The sequence below is a fragment of the Gardnerella sp. DNF01205 genome (assembly GCF_049244135.1).
Lineage (GTDB): Bacteria > Actinomycetota > Actinomycetes > Actinomycetales > Bifidobacteriaceae > Bifidobacterium > Bifidobacterium leopoldii.
The window spans coordinates 149,348-165,817 of sequence record NZ_CP058378.1; the positions used below are offsets into that span (position 1 = coordinate 149,348).

At 45.8% G+C, this 16,470-nt stretch carries 12 protein-coding genes; 7 read left to right on the forward strand and 5 right to left on the reverse strand.

Features of this window, described 5'->3' with window-relative positions:
* Positions 1 to 54: 54 nt before the first annotated feature.
* From dnaB to HXT47_RS00615, 3 genes are read left to right on the forward strand one after another with little or no spacing between them, the layout of a single operon-like run.
* Positions 55 to 1,515 (forward strand): replicative DNA helicase, encoded by a 1,461-nt coding sequence (gene dnaB, locus HXT47_RS00605; protein ID WP_004105840.1) that lies wholly within the window; start codon positions 55 to 57, stop codon positions 1,513 to 1,515.
* 15 nt (positions 1,516 to 1,530) lie between these two features.
* A complete protein-coding gene (locus HXT47_RS00610) occupies positions 1,531 to 2,949 on the forward strand; it encodes a MurT ligase domain-containing protein (protein WP_174143491.1) in 1,419 nt (472 codons plus the stop codon).
* A gap of 5 nt (positions 2,950 to 2,954) precedes the next feature.
* Positions 2,955 to 3,752, forward strand: coding sequence for a type 1 glutamine amidotransferase (locus HXT47_RS00615; RefSeq protein ID WP_117008630.1), 798 nt, complete (start codon positions 2,955 to 2,957; stop codon positions 3,750 to 3,752).
* Positions 3,753 to 3,880: 128 nt separating this feature from the next.
* On the opposite strand, the gene upp is transcribed toward HXT47_RS00615, so the two are convergent.
* The 4 genes from upp to HXT47_RS00635 all read right to left on the reverse strand — a co-directional run bounded on the left by upp (position 3,881) and on the right by HXT47_RS00635 (position 9,198).
* The gene (upp, locus tag HXT47_RS00620; RefSeq protein ID WP_004119581.1) at positions 3,881 to 4,519 is read right to left on the reverse strand and encodes a uracil phosphoribosyltransferase; all 639 of its coding nucleotides are present in this window, start codon (positions 4,517 to 4,519) and stop codon (positions 3,881 to 3,883) included.
* Positions 4,520 to 4,810: 291 nt separating this feature from the next.
* On the reverse strand, positions 4,811 to 5,464 hold the full coding sequence (locus tag HXT47_RS00625; RefSeq protein WP_004119577.1) for a hypothetical protein: 654 nt from the start codon (positions 5,462 to 5,464) through the stop codon (positions 4,811 to 4,813).
* A gap of 46 nt (positions 5,465 to 5,510) precedes the next feature.
* Complete coding sequence (locus HXT47_RS00630; RefSeq protein WP_004119574.1) at positions 5,511 to 6,671, reverse strand: NUDIX hydrolase; 1,161 nt, start codon at positions 6,669 to 6,671, stop codon at positions 5,511 to 5,513.
* Between the two features lie 289 nt (positions 6,672 to 6,960).
* The gene (locus HXT47_RS00635) at positions 6,961 to 9,198 is read right to left on the reverse strand and encodes an RNA degradosome polyphosphate kinase (protein ID WP_064340417.1); all 2,238 of its coding nucleotides are present in this window, start codon (positions 9,196 to 9,198) and stop codon (positions 6,961 to 6,963) included.
* Positions 9,199 to 9,861: 663 nt separating this feature from the next.
* Between HXT47_RS00635 and HXT47_RS00640 the strand changes: the two genes are divergently transcribed.
* From HXT47_RS00640 to HXT47_RS00650, 3 genes are all read left to right on the forward strand, one after another.
* Complete coding sequence (locus tag HXT47_RS00640; protein WP_004119570.1) at positions 9,862 to 10,593, forward strand: MIP/aquaporin family protein; 732 nt, start codon at positions 9,862 to 9,864, stop codon at positions 10,591 to 10,593.
* 142 nt (positions 10,594 to 10,735) lie between these two features.
* Positions 10,736 to 11,785 carry a glutamyl-Q tRNA(Asp) synthetase gene (locus HXT47_RS00645; protein ID WP_004119568.1) on the forward strand — a complete coding sequence of 350 codons (1,050 nt, stop codon included), beginning with the start codon at positions 10,736 to 10,738 and terminating at the stop codon, positions 11,783 to 11,785.
* Between the two features lie 34 nt (positions 11,786 to 11,819).
* Positions 11,820 to 12,620: a YggS family pyridoxal phosphate-dependent enzyme gene (locus HXT47_RS00650; RefSeq protein ID WP_004119565.1), complete on the forward strand. Its 801-nt coding sequence runs from the start codon at positions 11,820 to 11,822 to the stop codon at positions 12,618 to 12,620.
* 38 nt (positions 12,621 to 12,658) lie between these two features.
* On the opposite strand, the gene HXT47_RS00655 is transcribed toward HXT47_RS00650, so the two are convergent.
* Positions 12,659 to 13,474 (reverse strand): fumarylacetoacetate hydrolase family protein, encoded by an 816-nt coding sequence (locus tag HXT47_RS00655; protein ID WP_421789079.1) that lies wholly within the window; start codon positions 13,472 to 13,474, stop codon positions 12,659 to 12,661.
* Positions 13,475 to 13,789: 315 nt separating this feature from the next.
* Between HXT47_RS00655 and clpB the strand changes: the two genes are divergently transcribed.
* A complete protein-coding gene (gene clpB / locus HXT47_RS00660) occupies positions 13,790 to 16,384 on the forward strand; it encodes an ATP-dependent chaperone ClpB (protein ID WP_004119561.1) in 2,595 nt (864 codons plus the stop codon).
* Positions 16,385 to 16,470 lie beyond the last annotated feature (86 nt).

Here is a 16,470-nt window from a genome sequence, read left to right on the forward strand (position 1 = left end):
TGTTAATACATTTACGTTTTTTCATAATACGTGCGCGCGTTTATACTCGTTTCTATGGCAGATAATGATATGTGGCAATCTACTAAAGGCAATGTTATCCGCGCAGGTAGCAATCATGGTGGCAATGGTGACGCCTCTGCATATGGTTCTGGCGTTGCAAATCGTGGTGCCGAAGTAGGTGCTACGTTGTTTGATCGTGTACCTCCTCACGATGTTGATGCAGAAATGGCTGTGCTTGGCGGAATGCTCATGAGCAAAGATGCTATTGGCGAAGTGTCTCAATTACTTGAAACATCAGATTTTTATTTACCGCAGCACCAAACAATTTACGATGCTATTCTTACGCTTTTCGCTGGCTCACAGCCTGTTGACGTTGTGCTTGTAGCTAACGAATTAATGAAAGATGGAAATCTCGATAAAGTTGGCGGAGCTGACTATTTGCACAGCCTAGTAGCTTCTGTGCCAACAGCCGCAAACGCAATGTACTACGCAGATATTGTGCATCAAAATGCTGTTCTTCGTAACGTTATTACTGCTGGCACAAAAATTGCACAAATGGGCTATTCTGCTTCCGGGGCGCAAGCAGAAGATATTGTAAATCTTGCGCAATCAGAAGTGTATGAAATGAGTGCTGGCAAAGTGCGTCAAGATTACGTTGCTATTGGTCCAGTTTTACAAAATACACTTGATCAGTTAGATAAAATGCAAAATCACGAACTTGAACAAGGTGTACCGACTGGATTTAGAGATATTGACGAAGTTACGCAGGGTTTGCAGCCTGGTCAAATGATTGTTGTTGCTGGTCGTCCGGCTATGGGTAAGTCAACACTTGGCATTGATTTTGCTCGTTCGGCTGCACTGCACCACAATATGACGTCTATTGTATTCTCTCTAGAAATGAGCAAAGTGGAATTGGCTCAGCGCATTATTGCTGCAGAAACTAATATCCCACTCGCTGCTATGCGAAGAGCGGAAGATATTACTCCAGATCGTTGGAATACTCTTAATACTTTTTGGACAAAAATGCAAAACGCTCCGCTTTTTATTGATGACAGCCCAAATATGAGCTTGATGGAAATTCGCGCAAAATGCCGTCGTTTGAAGCAAACTAATGATCTGAAGCTAGTAGTTATTGATTATCTTCAGCTGATGAGTTCTGGCAAGCGTGTGGAAAGTCGTCAGCAGGAAGTTTCGGAATTCTCGCGTGCGCTGAAGCTTCTTGCTAAAGAGCTTGAAGTGCCAGTTGTGGCTTTGAGCCAGCTTAATCGTGGACCGGAAATGCGAAACGACAAGAAACCACAGCTTTCAGATTTGCGCGAATCTGGTTCTATTGAGCAGGATGCTGACGTTGTGTTCCTAGTGCATCGCCCTGATTTTTACAATAAGGAAGATCGCCCAGGCGAAGCAGATATTATTATGGCAAAGCATCGTAACGGCCCTACTGACACGTTTAATCTTGCCTTCTTGGGTGCAACTTCCAAGTTCATGGATATGCCGCAAGACTACCAGCAATAAGGGGTGTGATTTAGTATGTCAAGCCGCGACCATGAATCGCATAAAAAGTTGCGCCAAAATTTGCATAAGCATTGGTACAGTTTTGCCATGCCTGCTGTTGGTAAACTTGTTTGCGCGCTTTCTAGGCTGCTACATCATGGTGGAAGCGCATTGCCTGGGAAAGTTATTGAGAGCCTCGATTCTGGCTTTTTAGCGCGCACTCTTGCCGCATTGCCGTACGGAATAGTGTTGATTTCTGGCACCAATGGCAAAACTACCACAACGCGTATGGTAACTTCTATGCTGCGCGACGCAGGACTTAACGTATTTACTAATCCAACCGGTTCAAACTTTACTAGAGGAGTAGTGGCAGCCCTTGCAAAAACAATGCCTGCTTTTGGCACAAAACTAAATGCGGATATTGCAGTTTTAGAGCTCGACGAAGCGTACGCAGTGCATTTTGTAAATCAAATCAAGCCTCGCTACTCTTTATTGCTAAACGTTATGCGAGATCAGCTTGACCGATTCGGCGAAATTGACACAACTGCAAAACTATTAAGCAACGTGGCTGAAGCAACCGAAGGAACGGTAGTGCTAAACCGTGAGGATCCACGTATTTGCGCGCTTGCAAAAGTTGTTCCTTCCGGGACTTGTGTGCGGTATTTTGGTTTGGATGACGCTGTAAAAAGCATGTTCCCGACGGATGATGATTTGCACAATAGTTCCGAAAAAAGCGAAAATTGCGAAGATGCTGCAGAAAGCAAGGCTAACAATCTTCCTAAAGCAGACGTTGTGCTTTCAAAAGTTGGAGACCATGAGGCTGAGTTTATACTTGATGGCAAGCGTAAAACCACATCTGTAAAACTTGACGGTGCTTACAATATTTTCAACGCTGCTGCTGCAGCAACAGTAGTTCGCGCTATCTTGGCGGACGCTGCAAAACAAAATTCTGCGCTGCAAAAATTCGATGACGATGCGCTTATGGAAGCGATTTCGCACGTAACTCCTGCTTTTGGTAGAGGCGAAGTAATTGAAGTTAATGGCGCTCCTGTTGAGCTTGTTTTAGTGAAGAATCCTATTGGTTTTAGGCTTGCAATCGCTTCGGATCATCCGCAAAATCACGATACTATGATTGCAATTTGTGACGAATATGCGGACGGTAGAGACATGAGCTGGCTGTGGGACGTTGATTTTGCAAGCTTTAGCGGCACTGGAGTTGAGTGCGTTTCTGGTACTCGCGCATGGGATATGGCTTTGCGGCTGCAATACGATAAGGTTGAGGCTCGCAATGTGAATACGGATTTGGAAGAAGATGCTAAAGCTTTTGTAAATGGCGATTTTAGTGGCAATACTAAAAATGCTAAACGCATATACTGCACGTATACTGCCATGCTTCGCGTACGCGCTGCTTTAGCGCAACTCGCGGAAGTTAAAGACGTTGGAGTTGGAAAGTAGTTGTCATGAATGATTCCAGTAATATTAGTAAAGCAAATGCTACTTTTGAAAACGCAAATCGCGTGCTACATATTGTGTCGCTATATCCAAAAGACATGAATATTTACGGCGACTACGGCAATGTGCTTACGATTATGCGCCGAGCGGAATTGTACGGTTACAAGCCTGTACTTCACGAGTACAATGTTGGCGATTTATGGCCAGAGCGTGTGGATATGATTCTTGGCGGCGGTGGTCAAGATCATGGTCAAAGCAGAGTCACAGAAGATTTATTTGCGCGCGCGGGCGCGATTCGTGAGCTTGCAGAAAATGGCGTTCCAATGCTTATGATTTGCGGACTTTACCAGCTTTTTGGAGAGTATTTTGAAACCGTTGAGGGTCAAAAGCTTAAAGGAATTGGAATACTTGGCGAGCATACGGTTGGTCAAGATGTGCGCATGATTGGAAATCTTGTGGAACATAGCGACGATTTTGGCGATATTGTGGGCTATGAGAACCATTCTGGACGAACAAGCTTGGAGGGTGATACTCAGCCACTTGGCTCGGTTGATAGTGAAAATTGCGGTAATAATGGCAAGGATCACACGGAAGGAGCGCGCAAATACAATGTTATTGGCACTTATATGCACGGCTCAGTTTTGCCAAAAAATCCGTGTCTGGCTGACTTTTTAATCCGTACTGCTGCGCAAAATCGTTACGGCGAATTTTCGCCAAAGCAGACTGATTCTCAACGCGCGGAAATTGCTAAACTAGACGAATTAGCAGAGCGCGCTCGCGAAGTGGCCGTAACTCGTCCGCGGTAAAGAGATTTATCTGCGCAAAATTTGTCAACGCTAAACACAAAAGCCTGCTGAACTTGCAAAGTGTTGCAAAATCAGCAGGCTTTTTGTAGTTTTTGATTCTAGCTTTCGCTTGATTTGGTTAGTAACTATTAGTCAATCAAGCCATACAAGCGATCGCCGGCGTCGCCAAGACCTGGAACGATATAAGCTTTGTCGTTCAAATGCTCATCAACAGCGCAAACAACAACCTTAAAGTCAATAGAAGGATCAATCTCCTTCTCCAGGCGTTCCAAGCCTTCTGGAGCTGCCAAAATGTTAATAGCAGTAACGTCCTTAGCACCGCGCTCAGCCAAATAGTGTGTAGCAGCAATAAGAGTGCCACCAGTGGCAAGCATTGGGTCAAGAAGGAAGCACTGACGGCCAGTTAAATCTTCTGGTAAACGGTTGGCATAAGTGATGATGTCGAGCGTCTGCTCGTCGCGCTTCATGCCAAGGAATCCAACCTCAGCGGTTGGAAGAAGGCGAGTCATGCCATCGAGCATGCCAAGACCAGCGCGCAAAACCGGCACAACCATTGGGCGTGGGCGGTTCAAATGCTTGCCAGTCATCTTGCAAATAGGAGTTTCAATCTCGCGATCGCTAACTTCCAAATTGCGGGTTGCTTCGTATGCTTCGAGGGTTACCAATTCGGAAACCAACTCGCGGAAAATGTTAGAAGGTGTATTCTTATCTCGCAAAACGGTGAGCTTGTGGTCCACCAGCGGATGATGTAAAACATGAAGATCCATACTTTCTAGATTAGTGCAAGCATTGCACGTTAAGCTAGCGGCGTGCCGTTATTTTTGCGCAAAATATAAACAAATGTGAGTGGAAAATATATTTTATTTAAACTTATCTAGCAAAATCTAAAATCTAAAATTCAAAACAGAAACGATACTGACTTGCGAAAGCGCCTGTCGGCGCAAACGCCGCTCGCAGCGGCAAAAAATGGAGCCCGGGGCTTAAGCACAAGCCAGCATCATTTTGAGTATACCTTGTTTTCTGTTTTCACGCGCCGCACAATTTTAATCGAAAATAATTTATTCCAACTTTCCTGCTCGCCACAATTTTGCTCCATGAGCAAAAGATAGTGAAAGAGCGTGCATATTTGCGGATATGTGCAAAACCTTTGAAATTTTTTGCGTGTGTATTGTATTTTCTTGCTCGTCTAACTTTTTTGCGTAAACTCGCATTCCGCTCGCAATAATTGAAGTAAAAGTTGAAGCGCGGTAAAGCGCTACAGCAAAATCGCCTGTAAAAGCGCCGGAAAGAATAGAATCTGCAAGTCGCGCAATATCTTCTCCGGTAGGAGTCTCATCAATTCCTGTAATAGCTGAAGCACTTGTTGCTTCAGGCTCGCCAAGACTCCAGTACTCAGCGTAAGCTTCGCGCTGTTTTCGTAAAGACATGCGCAGTAAATACAGTCGCCACAACATTCCAGGAAGAGACTCAGCCTCCGCATGACTCCACAAATCTGCAATAACTTCAATACCTTCATTTTCAACCAAATTCAGCACGCGCTCAACGATTTCCGGCGACTGTGTTTTATGAACGCGGTTAAGCAAAACAGCAGCGGAAGTGCGGCTAATCTCATGCACAATTTGCGGATCCGTGCCTCCTTCAATCTGCGCGAGCATCGCAGGATCCATTTGTGCAGGTCGGCTTGGGCGGGCAGAGCCAGTGGGGCTTGGCATAAAAGCAGATCTGCTTGAATGAATAGAACTCGATTGTGAATTTAAACTAGTAGACACTTGGAAGAACCTTTTCAATATCGATAATGCGAGCGCCTTTAGGGGTATTAATTATGTGCAAAACTATTGCGCTTCCTGTAGGCATGTATGGAGATTTTTGGCTGAGTATGCGTTTGTGTGCTCTAGGTTTTGTTATTTCGCGCAAATAATCGAAGAAAGTGCCGATAACCGGGCGATGCAAGCATATGACTGTTGCATTGTTGGTTGTGCTTACATTGTTAGTTTCGCTTGTATTTTGTGTGTTGCACTCAAGATTTTGTATTTCGTTTATAAGCACAGACAATGTAGATTTTGGTTTTTTCTCGTGACAATCTTCTGTAAGTTCCGCAACCTGTTCGATAGAAAGCGAAGAGTCGTGCGCAAAAGCCGCAACTGTTTCTAAGCAACGCTTCCAAGGAGACGATATGATTTTATTCGGCGCGTAGCAGGCAAGCTCGCGGCCTAAAGCGTATGAGGCGGCAGCACCTAGAGGCGTGATTGGTCGAGTCGCTTCGCTTCCTTGCCAAGTTTTTCGAGACTCAGCTTTTCCGTGACGCACTAAAAGCAACGTGCTATATTCTGCTTGACCTTCGTGTAGCTTCTCTAAGAAAGCATCTAGCACTTCGCGGTCACTATCGTGCGTAAGCTTTTTTCGTGCTTGAGAAGGAGTAAGCCATAACACATTGCCGATTTCAGTGGGTTTAGCAGGCTTAATTGGTCCGAAAGCAGGAAGACGCTTTGCTGCGGTTGGCTTATCGATTAAGCGCATCATCCAGTAGTGGATTCGCTTTATTACTTCCGGCTGAGAATTGCGATTTTGGTTGCTATTTGATGTGTTGCTCTTGGAAGATTTTTTGCCTTCGCGCTCAAGCGGATACTCTATTTTGGCGATGTGCGGACCTAGTGTGACTGAATATCCTGTTTCTTCTCCAACTTCGCGCACTGCTGTGTGGCGATGTGATTCTTTTGGCTCATTCTTTCCTTTTGGCCAGCTCCAATCGTCATATTTAGGACGGTAGACTAGGCAAAGCTCAAAATCATCGTCGCTAGACTTTATTGAGTCGCTGCTTGTTTTTGCCTCTCCACTTGCATTTGAGCTGTTTGTAGTATTGCGCTTGCGATAAATAATTCCGCCAGCTGCTTCAACGTATTGCGTCGTTACTGCACTCATATTCACTATTTTAGCGGTTTTCTTTCACAACTTTTAGTTGTGCCGTAATCTTTTACTTTTGTCACAGTCATAACAGTAACAAATTGTTTTATAATCCTTAAATTTGCCAAAACTGATAAATAATTACTTAAAAAACTTCCTAAAACTGGCAAATGGTGCTGTAGAAGATTTCGACTATTGCTGGAACGCTTGAGATTTAGTCAGATTAGAAGTGGTAATAAACACAAAAAGAGCCAGAAACATGTTACTGAATCTGGCTCTTACTTATCGTTTATTTAGTTGCTTGCGATTAGTTCGCGCCGCGAGGCTTACGCGTGTGAGTATGAATCAAGTAAGCCTGGCTGTCAACGAGCGGACGACCTTCCTTATCGCGAGAATGCAAGGTATACGTGCCGTCACCATCCATCCACCACGAAACAGTAGAATCAGCCATTTGCAAATCAATGTACTGGATTAAAGCTTCAACCTGATCAGGCGCACTGATACGAACCAGCGTCTCAACGCGGCGGTCAAGATTGCGGTGCATTAAATCAGCCGAACCAATCCACACTTCTGGGCCGCTTGCAGGACCGTCGCCAATCTGCGGACCGCAAGAGTTAGCAAAAGCGTAAATGCGGCTGTGCTCAAGGAATCGGCCAAGAATAGAACGAACGCGAATATTGTCGCTCAATCCTTCAATGCCAGGCTTAAGCGAGCAGATACCACGCTCAACAATATCAATCTTTACTCCAGCTTGCGAAGCTCGATACAAAGCGTCAATAGTCCGCTCGTCAACTACAGAATTGACCTTAATCTTAATCCATGCTTCTTTACCAGCAAGAGCTGCAGCTTCCTCGCGCTGAATTCGCGCAATAATACCTGTGCGAACTGTACGAGGGGCAACAAGCAGGCGGTGGAAACTAGACTTCGGCGCGTAACCAGAAAGCTGGTTAAACAAGCGAGTCAAATCCTGGCCGACTACAGGATCGCAAGTAAGCAATCCCAAATCCGTGTACAAGCGAGCAGTCTTAGGATTGTAATTACCTGTACCAACGTGGCAGTAGCGGCGCAATCCTTCTGCTTCCTGACGAACCACGAGCGAAAGCTTGCAGTGAGTTTTCAAACCAACAATGCCGTACACAACGTGAACGCCTGCGCGCTCAAGCTTACGAGCCCAAGCAATATTTGCGTCCTCGTCAAATCGTGCCTTAATCTCAACCAGCGCAAGTACCTGTTTGCCAGCGTGAGCTGCGTCAACAAGAGCGTCAATAATTGGCGAATTGCTAGACGTGCGATACAAAGTCTGCTTAATTGCAAGCACTTTTGGATCCGCGGCAGCCTGCGCGAGGAATGCTTGCACAGAAGTAGAGAACGAATCGTAAGGATGATGCAACAAAATGTCATGCTCGCGAATAGAAGCGAAAATATCTTGCGCGTGGCTAGTTTCAACTTCCGCAATCTGACGGTTTGTAGTAGGAATGAACGGACGATACTTCAAATCAGGGCGGTCAAGCGCTTGCAATTCAAACAGTACCGTCATATCAAGCGGCGAAGGCAAGCGATATACTTCCTCAGGGCTTACGCGAAGCTGATTTGCAAGAAGCTGAGAAAGGAATGGGCTGGCCTCGTTAGAAATTTCCAAACGAATTGGCGGTCCAAAGCGGCGGCGAAGAAGTTCCTTCTCCATAGCGTTGAGCAAGTTTTCTGCGTCATCTTCCTCAACGTCAATATCTTCGTTACGCGTAACTCGGAATGAGCGGGCTTCCTTAATAATCATGCCTGGGAAAAGCGATTCCAAGTGTGCTGCAATCAGCTTTTCCATAGTAATGAAGCCGTAACGCTCTTCGCGACCTTCCTCGTCTGTTAAATCGTCAACTGGTACAAGGCGATTCAAATTATCTGGAATCTTTACACGAGCAAAATGCGACTTTCCAGAATTTGGATTTTCGACGATAACAGCCAAGTTAATAGACTTGCCGGAAATGTACGGGAATGGGTGAGCAGGATCCACTGCAAGAGGCGTAAGAACAGGGAAAACTTGCTTTTTGTAGTAATCAGACAAACGTGCTTTTTCTGATTCTGTAAGCTTATCCCAGCTGAGCAAAACAATGCGCTGTTTGGCAAGCTCGGGAAGAATGTGCTCAATAACATAGTGAGCGTGCTCATCTTGACGGCGGTGAGTTACCTCACTAATAGCGCGCAACTGCTGGCGAGGGCTTAAGCCGGATGCTGCAGTTACTGCTATTCCAGAATCTATTCTGCGCTTTAATCCTGCAACTCTAACCATAAAGAATTCGTCGAGATTTGACGCAAATATAGCAGCAAAATTAGCGCGTTCAAGAAGTGGCAAATCTGTATTCTGAGCCAACTCAAGCACGCGACGATTGAACTTCAACCAGCTTAATTCTCGGTCGAAGAAACGATCTTTTGGCAACGGTAGCTCACCCTCACGAGCTTCACGCTTTTCTGCCTTTTCATCTTCGGCGATATGCTCTGCAATTTGACCGCGCAGAATCGCCTTTGAGGGAGCGTCAAAAATTTGTACCATATTCTGTAATTGTATGCGTTGTAAGGGAAGTGCGCGAATGAGTGTCGATTTTATTTGCTTGCTTCGCGCTCGAAAAATATCTTGCGACACGCCGGAGTGTGTCTCATGCGAACGTAATTTAACATGATAACCTTTGCATGTTCACAAAAGGCCGCAAGAGTTACGATTTTTCGTGTGCAATTGAACAGTAGTGACAATATGTTAACAAAGGCTAATTTGCTCTTTACTATTAGGTAAAAAACGATGATAATAATAATTACAAAAACAAAAAAGAGATAGCGGTAACCCACAAAAGTGTATGGATATGAAATCCGTGGACGTTGGACGGGATATTTAAGACTTTAACCGTTGCAACGAGGATGTTGTGAAGATGAAACCGCAGATATTGTTTTTGTAGATAAGAGGCTCGCCAAAGTGGCGGGCCTCTTTTGATGTGAGGGCGATTTTACTATTTACGCAGACTGTCGCGCGTATAAGGGAAACTATCAAAGAATAAATGTTGGAATTCATTTTCTTAGCTTCTTTGAAAATGAGAATATATTGTGTTCCATGCTGTGCTAATCGCAATTGCGAGTTGTTGGACGATTGTTAAGCGACGAGTCGTTATTTATGCGCGTGATTACGTGTGTGGAGTTTGAAACAGGTAAGAAGGATCGAAGGACCATGCAACATTCGTTTATGGCAATGTTGGCTGCAGAATTTATTGGCACTGCTATTCTCATGATTTTTGGAAACGGTGCTGTTGCAAACGTTGAATTAAAAAATACTAAAGGACACCATGCCGGCTGGCTAAATATTGCTATGGGCTACGGTTTTGGCGTGATGTTCCCAGTGCTCATGTTTGGCGGAATCTCAGGTGCGCATATCAATCCTGCTATGACAATTGCGCAAGCTGTAAACGGCATGTTCCCGTGGGCTAACGTTGCGCCTTATATTGTAGCTCAGCTTTTAGGTGCGCTGGTTGGTCAGCTTATTGTGTACGTAACGTATTTGCCGCATTACAACGAAACTGAGGAGCCAGAAGCAATTCTTGGCACTTTCTGCACTACGGATGCGTATAACAACAAGCTTAACTACTTCCTTAACGAGTTCTTCGGCACACTTGTGCTTGTTCTGGCTGCTCTTTGCTGCCTTACCTCTCCATGGGGTGAGAAGAATTTGGCTGGCGCTTCAATCGTTGTCGGCTTCGTGGTTTGGGGTTTGGTGACTTCTATGGGCGGACCAACTGGTCCTGCTTTGAATCCTGCTCGTGATCTTATGCCGCGTTTGCTTCACGCAATTTTGCCAATTCCGCACAAGGGATCTTCTCGCTGGGGTGAAGCGTGGATTCCAGTTATTGCTCCTATTGCCGGCGCAATCTTGGGTGTGGTTATGTATAAGTCGTTATTTGCATAAAGTAGTTGCTTTTAGCTGTGCTTGATTGCGATTGTAAGAAGCGCGTAATGCTAGTATGAATGCGTTACGCGCTTTTTATTTTGTAAGCTTATGCTTTGCAAGTTTATGCTTATTAATTAAAGATATTAAGAAAGACTAAATCATGTTTTCGAAGTCAACTATTGCAATTGGTCGTTTTGCGCCTACTCCTTCCGGGCGTATGCATATTGGCAATATGGTAGCAATGTTGGCTGCGTGGCTCTCTGCAAAATCGCAAGGCGGACACATGCTTTTACGTCTGGAAGATCTTGATATTGCGCGCATGCCAAAGGATGCTAGCGCGCGAGTTATTGACGATTTGAAGTGGGCTGGGCTTGATTGGGTCGGCGAGCCGACTTATCAGCATGAACGCACTGCAATTTACCAAGAAGCTCTTGATGCGTTAGAATCTTTGCAAGACGAAGACGGGAATTCTCTAATCTACCCATGTTTTTGCTCGCGTTCCGATATTCGCGCAATCGCAGCTCCGCAGGAAGGCGACGGTTTTATACGCTACCCGGGTACGTGCAGAAATCTTCGTAAAAACGCGGAAGGTCTGGCACAAATCGAAAAGCGTTTGCAAAATAATCAGCAACATTCTTTAAGGCTTGCTGTTCCCTCGGCTGATTCGCCGCAAGCAAATGTGAGTTTTGAAGATGCGATTTTTGGTGCGCAATCGTTTAACATTAATCGCGATTTGGGTGACATGGTGATTCGCCGCGCGGATGGCGTTTTTTCGTACCAGCTTGCGGTTGTTGTTGACGATGTTCTGAGCGGAGTAAACGACATTGTGCGCGGCCGCGATTTGCTTCGTTCTGCGGCGCTTCAAATTTGGATTGGTGAGCTGCTTGAAAAATCAGGATTTTTTGCGGCTCACGGTACGCATTATGTGCGTCCGCAATTTGCGCACTTGCCGCTAATTGATAACGCTCAAGGTGAGCGGCTTGCAAAAAGTAAGCACTCGCTAGACGTCGGTGCGCTTCGAGAATCTGGCTGGAGTGCCGAGCGCATGATTGGCTATTGTATGTATCTTCTGGGATACAAAAAGCATGGTCAAAATCAATCGGTAGATATGAGTGCTGCCGATGCGCTTGCGTTGTTTGAAAGCCTTGACACGCCGTGGGATTCTGTTCGCGCAAACCTAGCCGACAAATCCGTGCCCTTCCTTGACTAAACTATGTAGTTAGGTTTGATAGATTGGGGCATAAATGGCATATATGACGCAAAAAGATTTAGCGAATACTGAAGTCGATTGTGTTCGTGCGTGTCAAATTGCCGACGGCGTGCACAGCGTGCAAGACGCCATTGCTCAAGCCGAATTGCATTATGGTCGCAAAGCTGAGTCGGTTACGCTACTTGCCGCAACTAAAACGCGAGATGTTGGCGAAATCATGGCAGCGCTTAAAGCTGGAGTGCGAGTAGTTGGGGAAAATCGCCCACAAGAAATCGTTGCAAAAGCCGAGATTTTACGCGCACAAGCTGCTAGAGAAGGTTTAAGCGTTGGAGTGAACGGTGAAATTCCACTCTACTTAATCGGTCAGCTGCAAAGCAATAAAATAAATAAAGTTTTACCACTTGCAAATGGTATTCAGTCGGTTGACGGCATTGAACTTGCGCAAAAAATATCTACGCGCGCACAAAATTTGGGACTTTGCACAGACGTTATGTTGGAAGTGAATGTTTCGGGAGAAGCTACGAAATCGGGATGCGCGCCAGAACGTGCGATTGATGAAGCGCTCGCTATATCTAGTCTTCCGGCGCTTAATTTGCACGGATTTATGACGCTCGGAGCGCGCGTGGATGATGAAAAAATAGTGAGAAGTGGTTTCGCAAAATTGCGAGAAATTCGAGATTGTGTAAGTGGACAACTCGCGCAAGATTATGATGGAAACTCTGCAAAATTAGAGCTTTCGATGGGAATGTCCGGCGATTTTGCGTGGGCGATTGCCGAAGGCTCGACGATGGTTCGAATCGGTTCGGCAATCTTTGGCCCACGCGCATTTGTGTAGTCTTAAGTCAAAGTTTTAAGCCAAATTGATGATTGTAGTTACGCATGCACAATCACATTGCGCAGCGAACCGATGCCATCTACGTGTACAATCGCTTCGTCACCCGCGCGTAAAGTCCCAGCCGGGTATGGGGTTCCTGTCAAAATCACGTCTCCTGGAAGAAGCGTTGAGAAGCTTGAAATCGCTGCAATTTGCTCAGGAATACTGTGAATAAGTCGAGCTGTAGTGCCGTCAGCTTCCGGCACATTTTCACCATTAAGCGTAAATGAAATATGTGCATCGCGCCAATTTAGCTCGGTTGTAATCCAAGGTCCAAGTGGGCAAGAAGTGTCGAAACCTTTTGCGCGCGTCCACATTGGGTCGCTTCCTGCGCAATCTCGTAAAGTTACGTCATTTACGCAAGTAAAGCCAAAAACGTAATTCATTGCGGTAGCTGCAGTTACATTTTTGGCGATTTTGCCCATAACAACTGCCACTTCTGGCTCAAAATTCATGTCGTTTGAGCAAGCAGGAATCACAATCGGATCGTCCGGACCAATTACAGAAGTGCTCGGCTTTGTAAAAATCACCATGTCTGCAGCAGTATGCGAAGATGCCGCAGGAGAAGCAGCGCGCTCGTCGTCAGAACGGGTATCGTAATTTTTTGCCAATCCGTATACTTTTGATGGAATTACAGGCACGAGTAAACGCACGCCATCAGCGTCCAACGCGTAACGTTTACCAGTTGGCTTAACTCCTTGCGGACTTAAAGGATGTCCTTCAAGGGCTACTAAATAATCTTTACCGTCGGTTTCGTCTTTTTGGACGAAAGCGTATTGCGGAACTTCATTATACGAAAAACGTGCAATTATCATGTTTTTAAGATTACGACATATTTGCTACTTAATTAAGCATTGCTCGATACTTAACTAAACTTTGCTTACTACTTAATTAAATTATTTGTGTAAATTATTTGCGATTGAAAGTTCTTGAAAACAAAACTTGAGTCTAGTACACTCAAGTTTTAGGAATAAAGTTATAGGAAAATCTGTTATACGTATCAGATACATGAAAGTGAAAGCTCGTTAGAACTCAAAAGTATCGTCAAAAAGCTTGAAATTGCAATAAAAGTTGCAGCGATTTGACTTAACTGAAATGTGTTTTAGAGCTTTCGTGGAAATGAGGTAGATATGGAACAAAAGTTTACAACCTTAGCGCAAGACGCATTAAGCGACGCTGTGCAAAGTGCAGCGGCTGCTGGCAATGCGCAAGTTGACACTCTGCATTTGGCGGATGCTTTACTCCGCCAAGAGCAGGGCGTCGTTCGCGCGCTTATTGCTCAGGCGGGGGCGGACGCGCAACAAATCGGTGCTGAAATTCGTAACGCATTAGTGGCATTGCCTTCATCTACTGGCTCAACTACAACTAAGCCAGATGCAAGTCGTCAGCTTTTGGCTGCGCTAAGCCAGGCAGAAAAAGAAATGCGCGCAATGGGAGACGAATACGTTTCTACGGAACACATGCTTATTGGCATGGTTGCTAGCGAACCAAACGCTGTTGCGGATATTTTCAAAAAGCACAACGTTTCCGCAGACGTGTTGCGTAAGGCTGTGCCAACTGTGCGCGGTGGCGCAAAAGTGACAAGTCCGGATGCTGAAGGCAACTACAAAGCGCTCGAAAAGTATTCTGTTGATATGACTGCGCGCGCTCGCGAAGGAAAGCTCGACCCAGTAATTGGACGAGACCAGGAAATTCGCCGCGTGATTCAGATTCTTTCTCGCCGCACGAAGAACAATCCTGTGCTAATTGGAGAGCCGGGCGTTGGTAAAACGGCAGTTGTAGAAGGATTGGCTCAGCGAATTGTGGCAGGAGATGTGCCTACGACTTTGCAAAACAAGCGTCTTATAAGCCTCGATTTGGCTTCGATGGTTGCAGGTTCGAAGTATCGCGGCGAGTTTGAGGAACGCTTAAAGGCAGTGTTGAAGGAAATTCAGCAATCGGACGGTCAAATTATTACGTTTATTGACGAAATTCACACTGTTGTTGGCGCAGGATCTGCAGAAGGTTCAATGGATGCTGGCAATATGCTTAAGCCAATGCTTGCGCGCGGTGAGCTGCGCTTGGTTGGTGCAACTACGCTTAACGAGTATCGCGAGCATATTGAAAAGGATTCCGCGCTTGAACGCAGATTCCAGCAAGTGTTTGTTGGCGAGCCATCTGTTGAAGATACGGTGACGATTTTGCGTGGACTTAAGCAACGTTACGAAGCGCACCACAAGGTGACGATTAGTGACGATGCAATCGTAGCTGCAGCAACGCTTTCAAACCGCTATATTACTGGCAGACAGCTTCCAGATAAGGCGATTGATTTGGTGGATGAAGCGGCAGCTCACTTGCGTATGGAACTTGATTCTCAGCCAGAAGAGATCGACGAATTGCAGCGCAAAGTTACGCGTCTTGAAATGGAAGAAATGCAATTAAAGAAGGCGGAAGATGCTGCTGCGCGCGAACGCTTAGAAAAGTTGCAGGAAGAATTAGCTAACTCGCGCGAAAAGCTTTCTGGATTGAAAGCGCGTTGGGATGCGGAAAAGGCTGGCCATAACAAGGTTGGTGATTTGCGAGCGCAACTCGACGCTAAGCGCGTAGAAGCCGACAAATTCACACGTGAAGGCAACTTGGAACAAGCAAGCCGTATTTTGTATGGTGAAATCCCAAGCATTCAAAAAGCTTTGGAAGAAGCGGAGTCTGAGGCCGCTAATGCTAAAAGTGAAGCGAAAGAGCCAATGGTTCCGGATCAGGTTGATGCTGATTCTATTGCAGGAGTCGTTAGCGAATGGACGGGCATTCCTGTTGGTCGCTTGATGCAAGGCGAAAATGAGAAGCTGCTCAACATGGAAAAGGAGCTTTCTAAGCGTGTGGTTGGTCAAAGTGAAGCAATTCAGGCTATAGCGGATGCTGTGCGCAGAAGCCGTGCTGGAATTGCAGACCCGAATCGCCCAACTGGTTCCTTCTTGTTCTTGGGTCCTACTGGCGTTGGTAAGACGGAGCTTGCTAAGGCTCTTGCTGACTTTTTGTTTGACGACGAGCGTGCAATGGTTCGCATTGATATGAGCGAGTACATGGAAAAGGCTTCCGTTTCGCGTCTAATCGGTGCTGCTCCTGGTTACATTGGCTACGAGGAAGGCGGCCAGCTTACTGAAGCTGTGCGTAGACGTCCGTATTCTGTAGTGCTTTTTGACGAAGTTGAGAAGGCACATCCAGAAGTATTCGACGTTTTGTTGCAGGTTTTGGACGATGGTCGTTTGACTGACGGTCAGGGTAGAACGGTTGATTTTACGAATACGATTTTGATTATGACATCAAACTTGGGTTCGCAATTCCTTGTGCAAGAGGGCTTGGACGATGCTGCTAAACGTAAGGCTGTTATGAACGCTGTTCACGCTGAGTTTAAGCCAGAGTTCATCAACCGTTTGGATGAGCTTGTTATGTTCCATCCGTTGAGCCGCGAAGAGCTTGGTGGAATTGTGGATATTCAAGTTCGTCAAGTGGCTGCACGCTTGAGCGACCGCCGCATTAGCTTGGATGTGAGCGGTTCTGCTCGCGCTTGGCTTGCGGAGCATGGCTATGATCCAGTTTATGGTGCTCGTCCGTTGCGTAGATTGGTTCAAACGGAAATTGGCGATCAGCTTGCTCGATTGCTGCTTTCTGGCGATGTGCATGATGGCGCTCGCGTAGTTGCGGATTGTGAGAATACTAGCGACCATGTGACCCTAAAGATTGCGTAGTTCCTGCATTCTTCAATGTAGTCAAATAAAAAAGCGTGCTGTTTATTGGATTATTTTCCAGTAGACAGCACGCTATTTTGTATTAG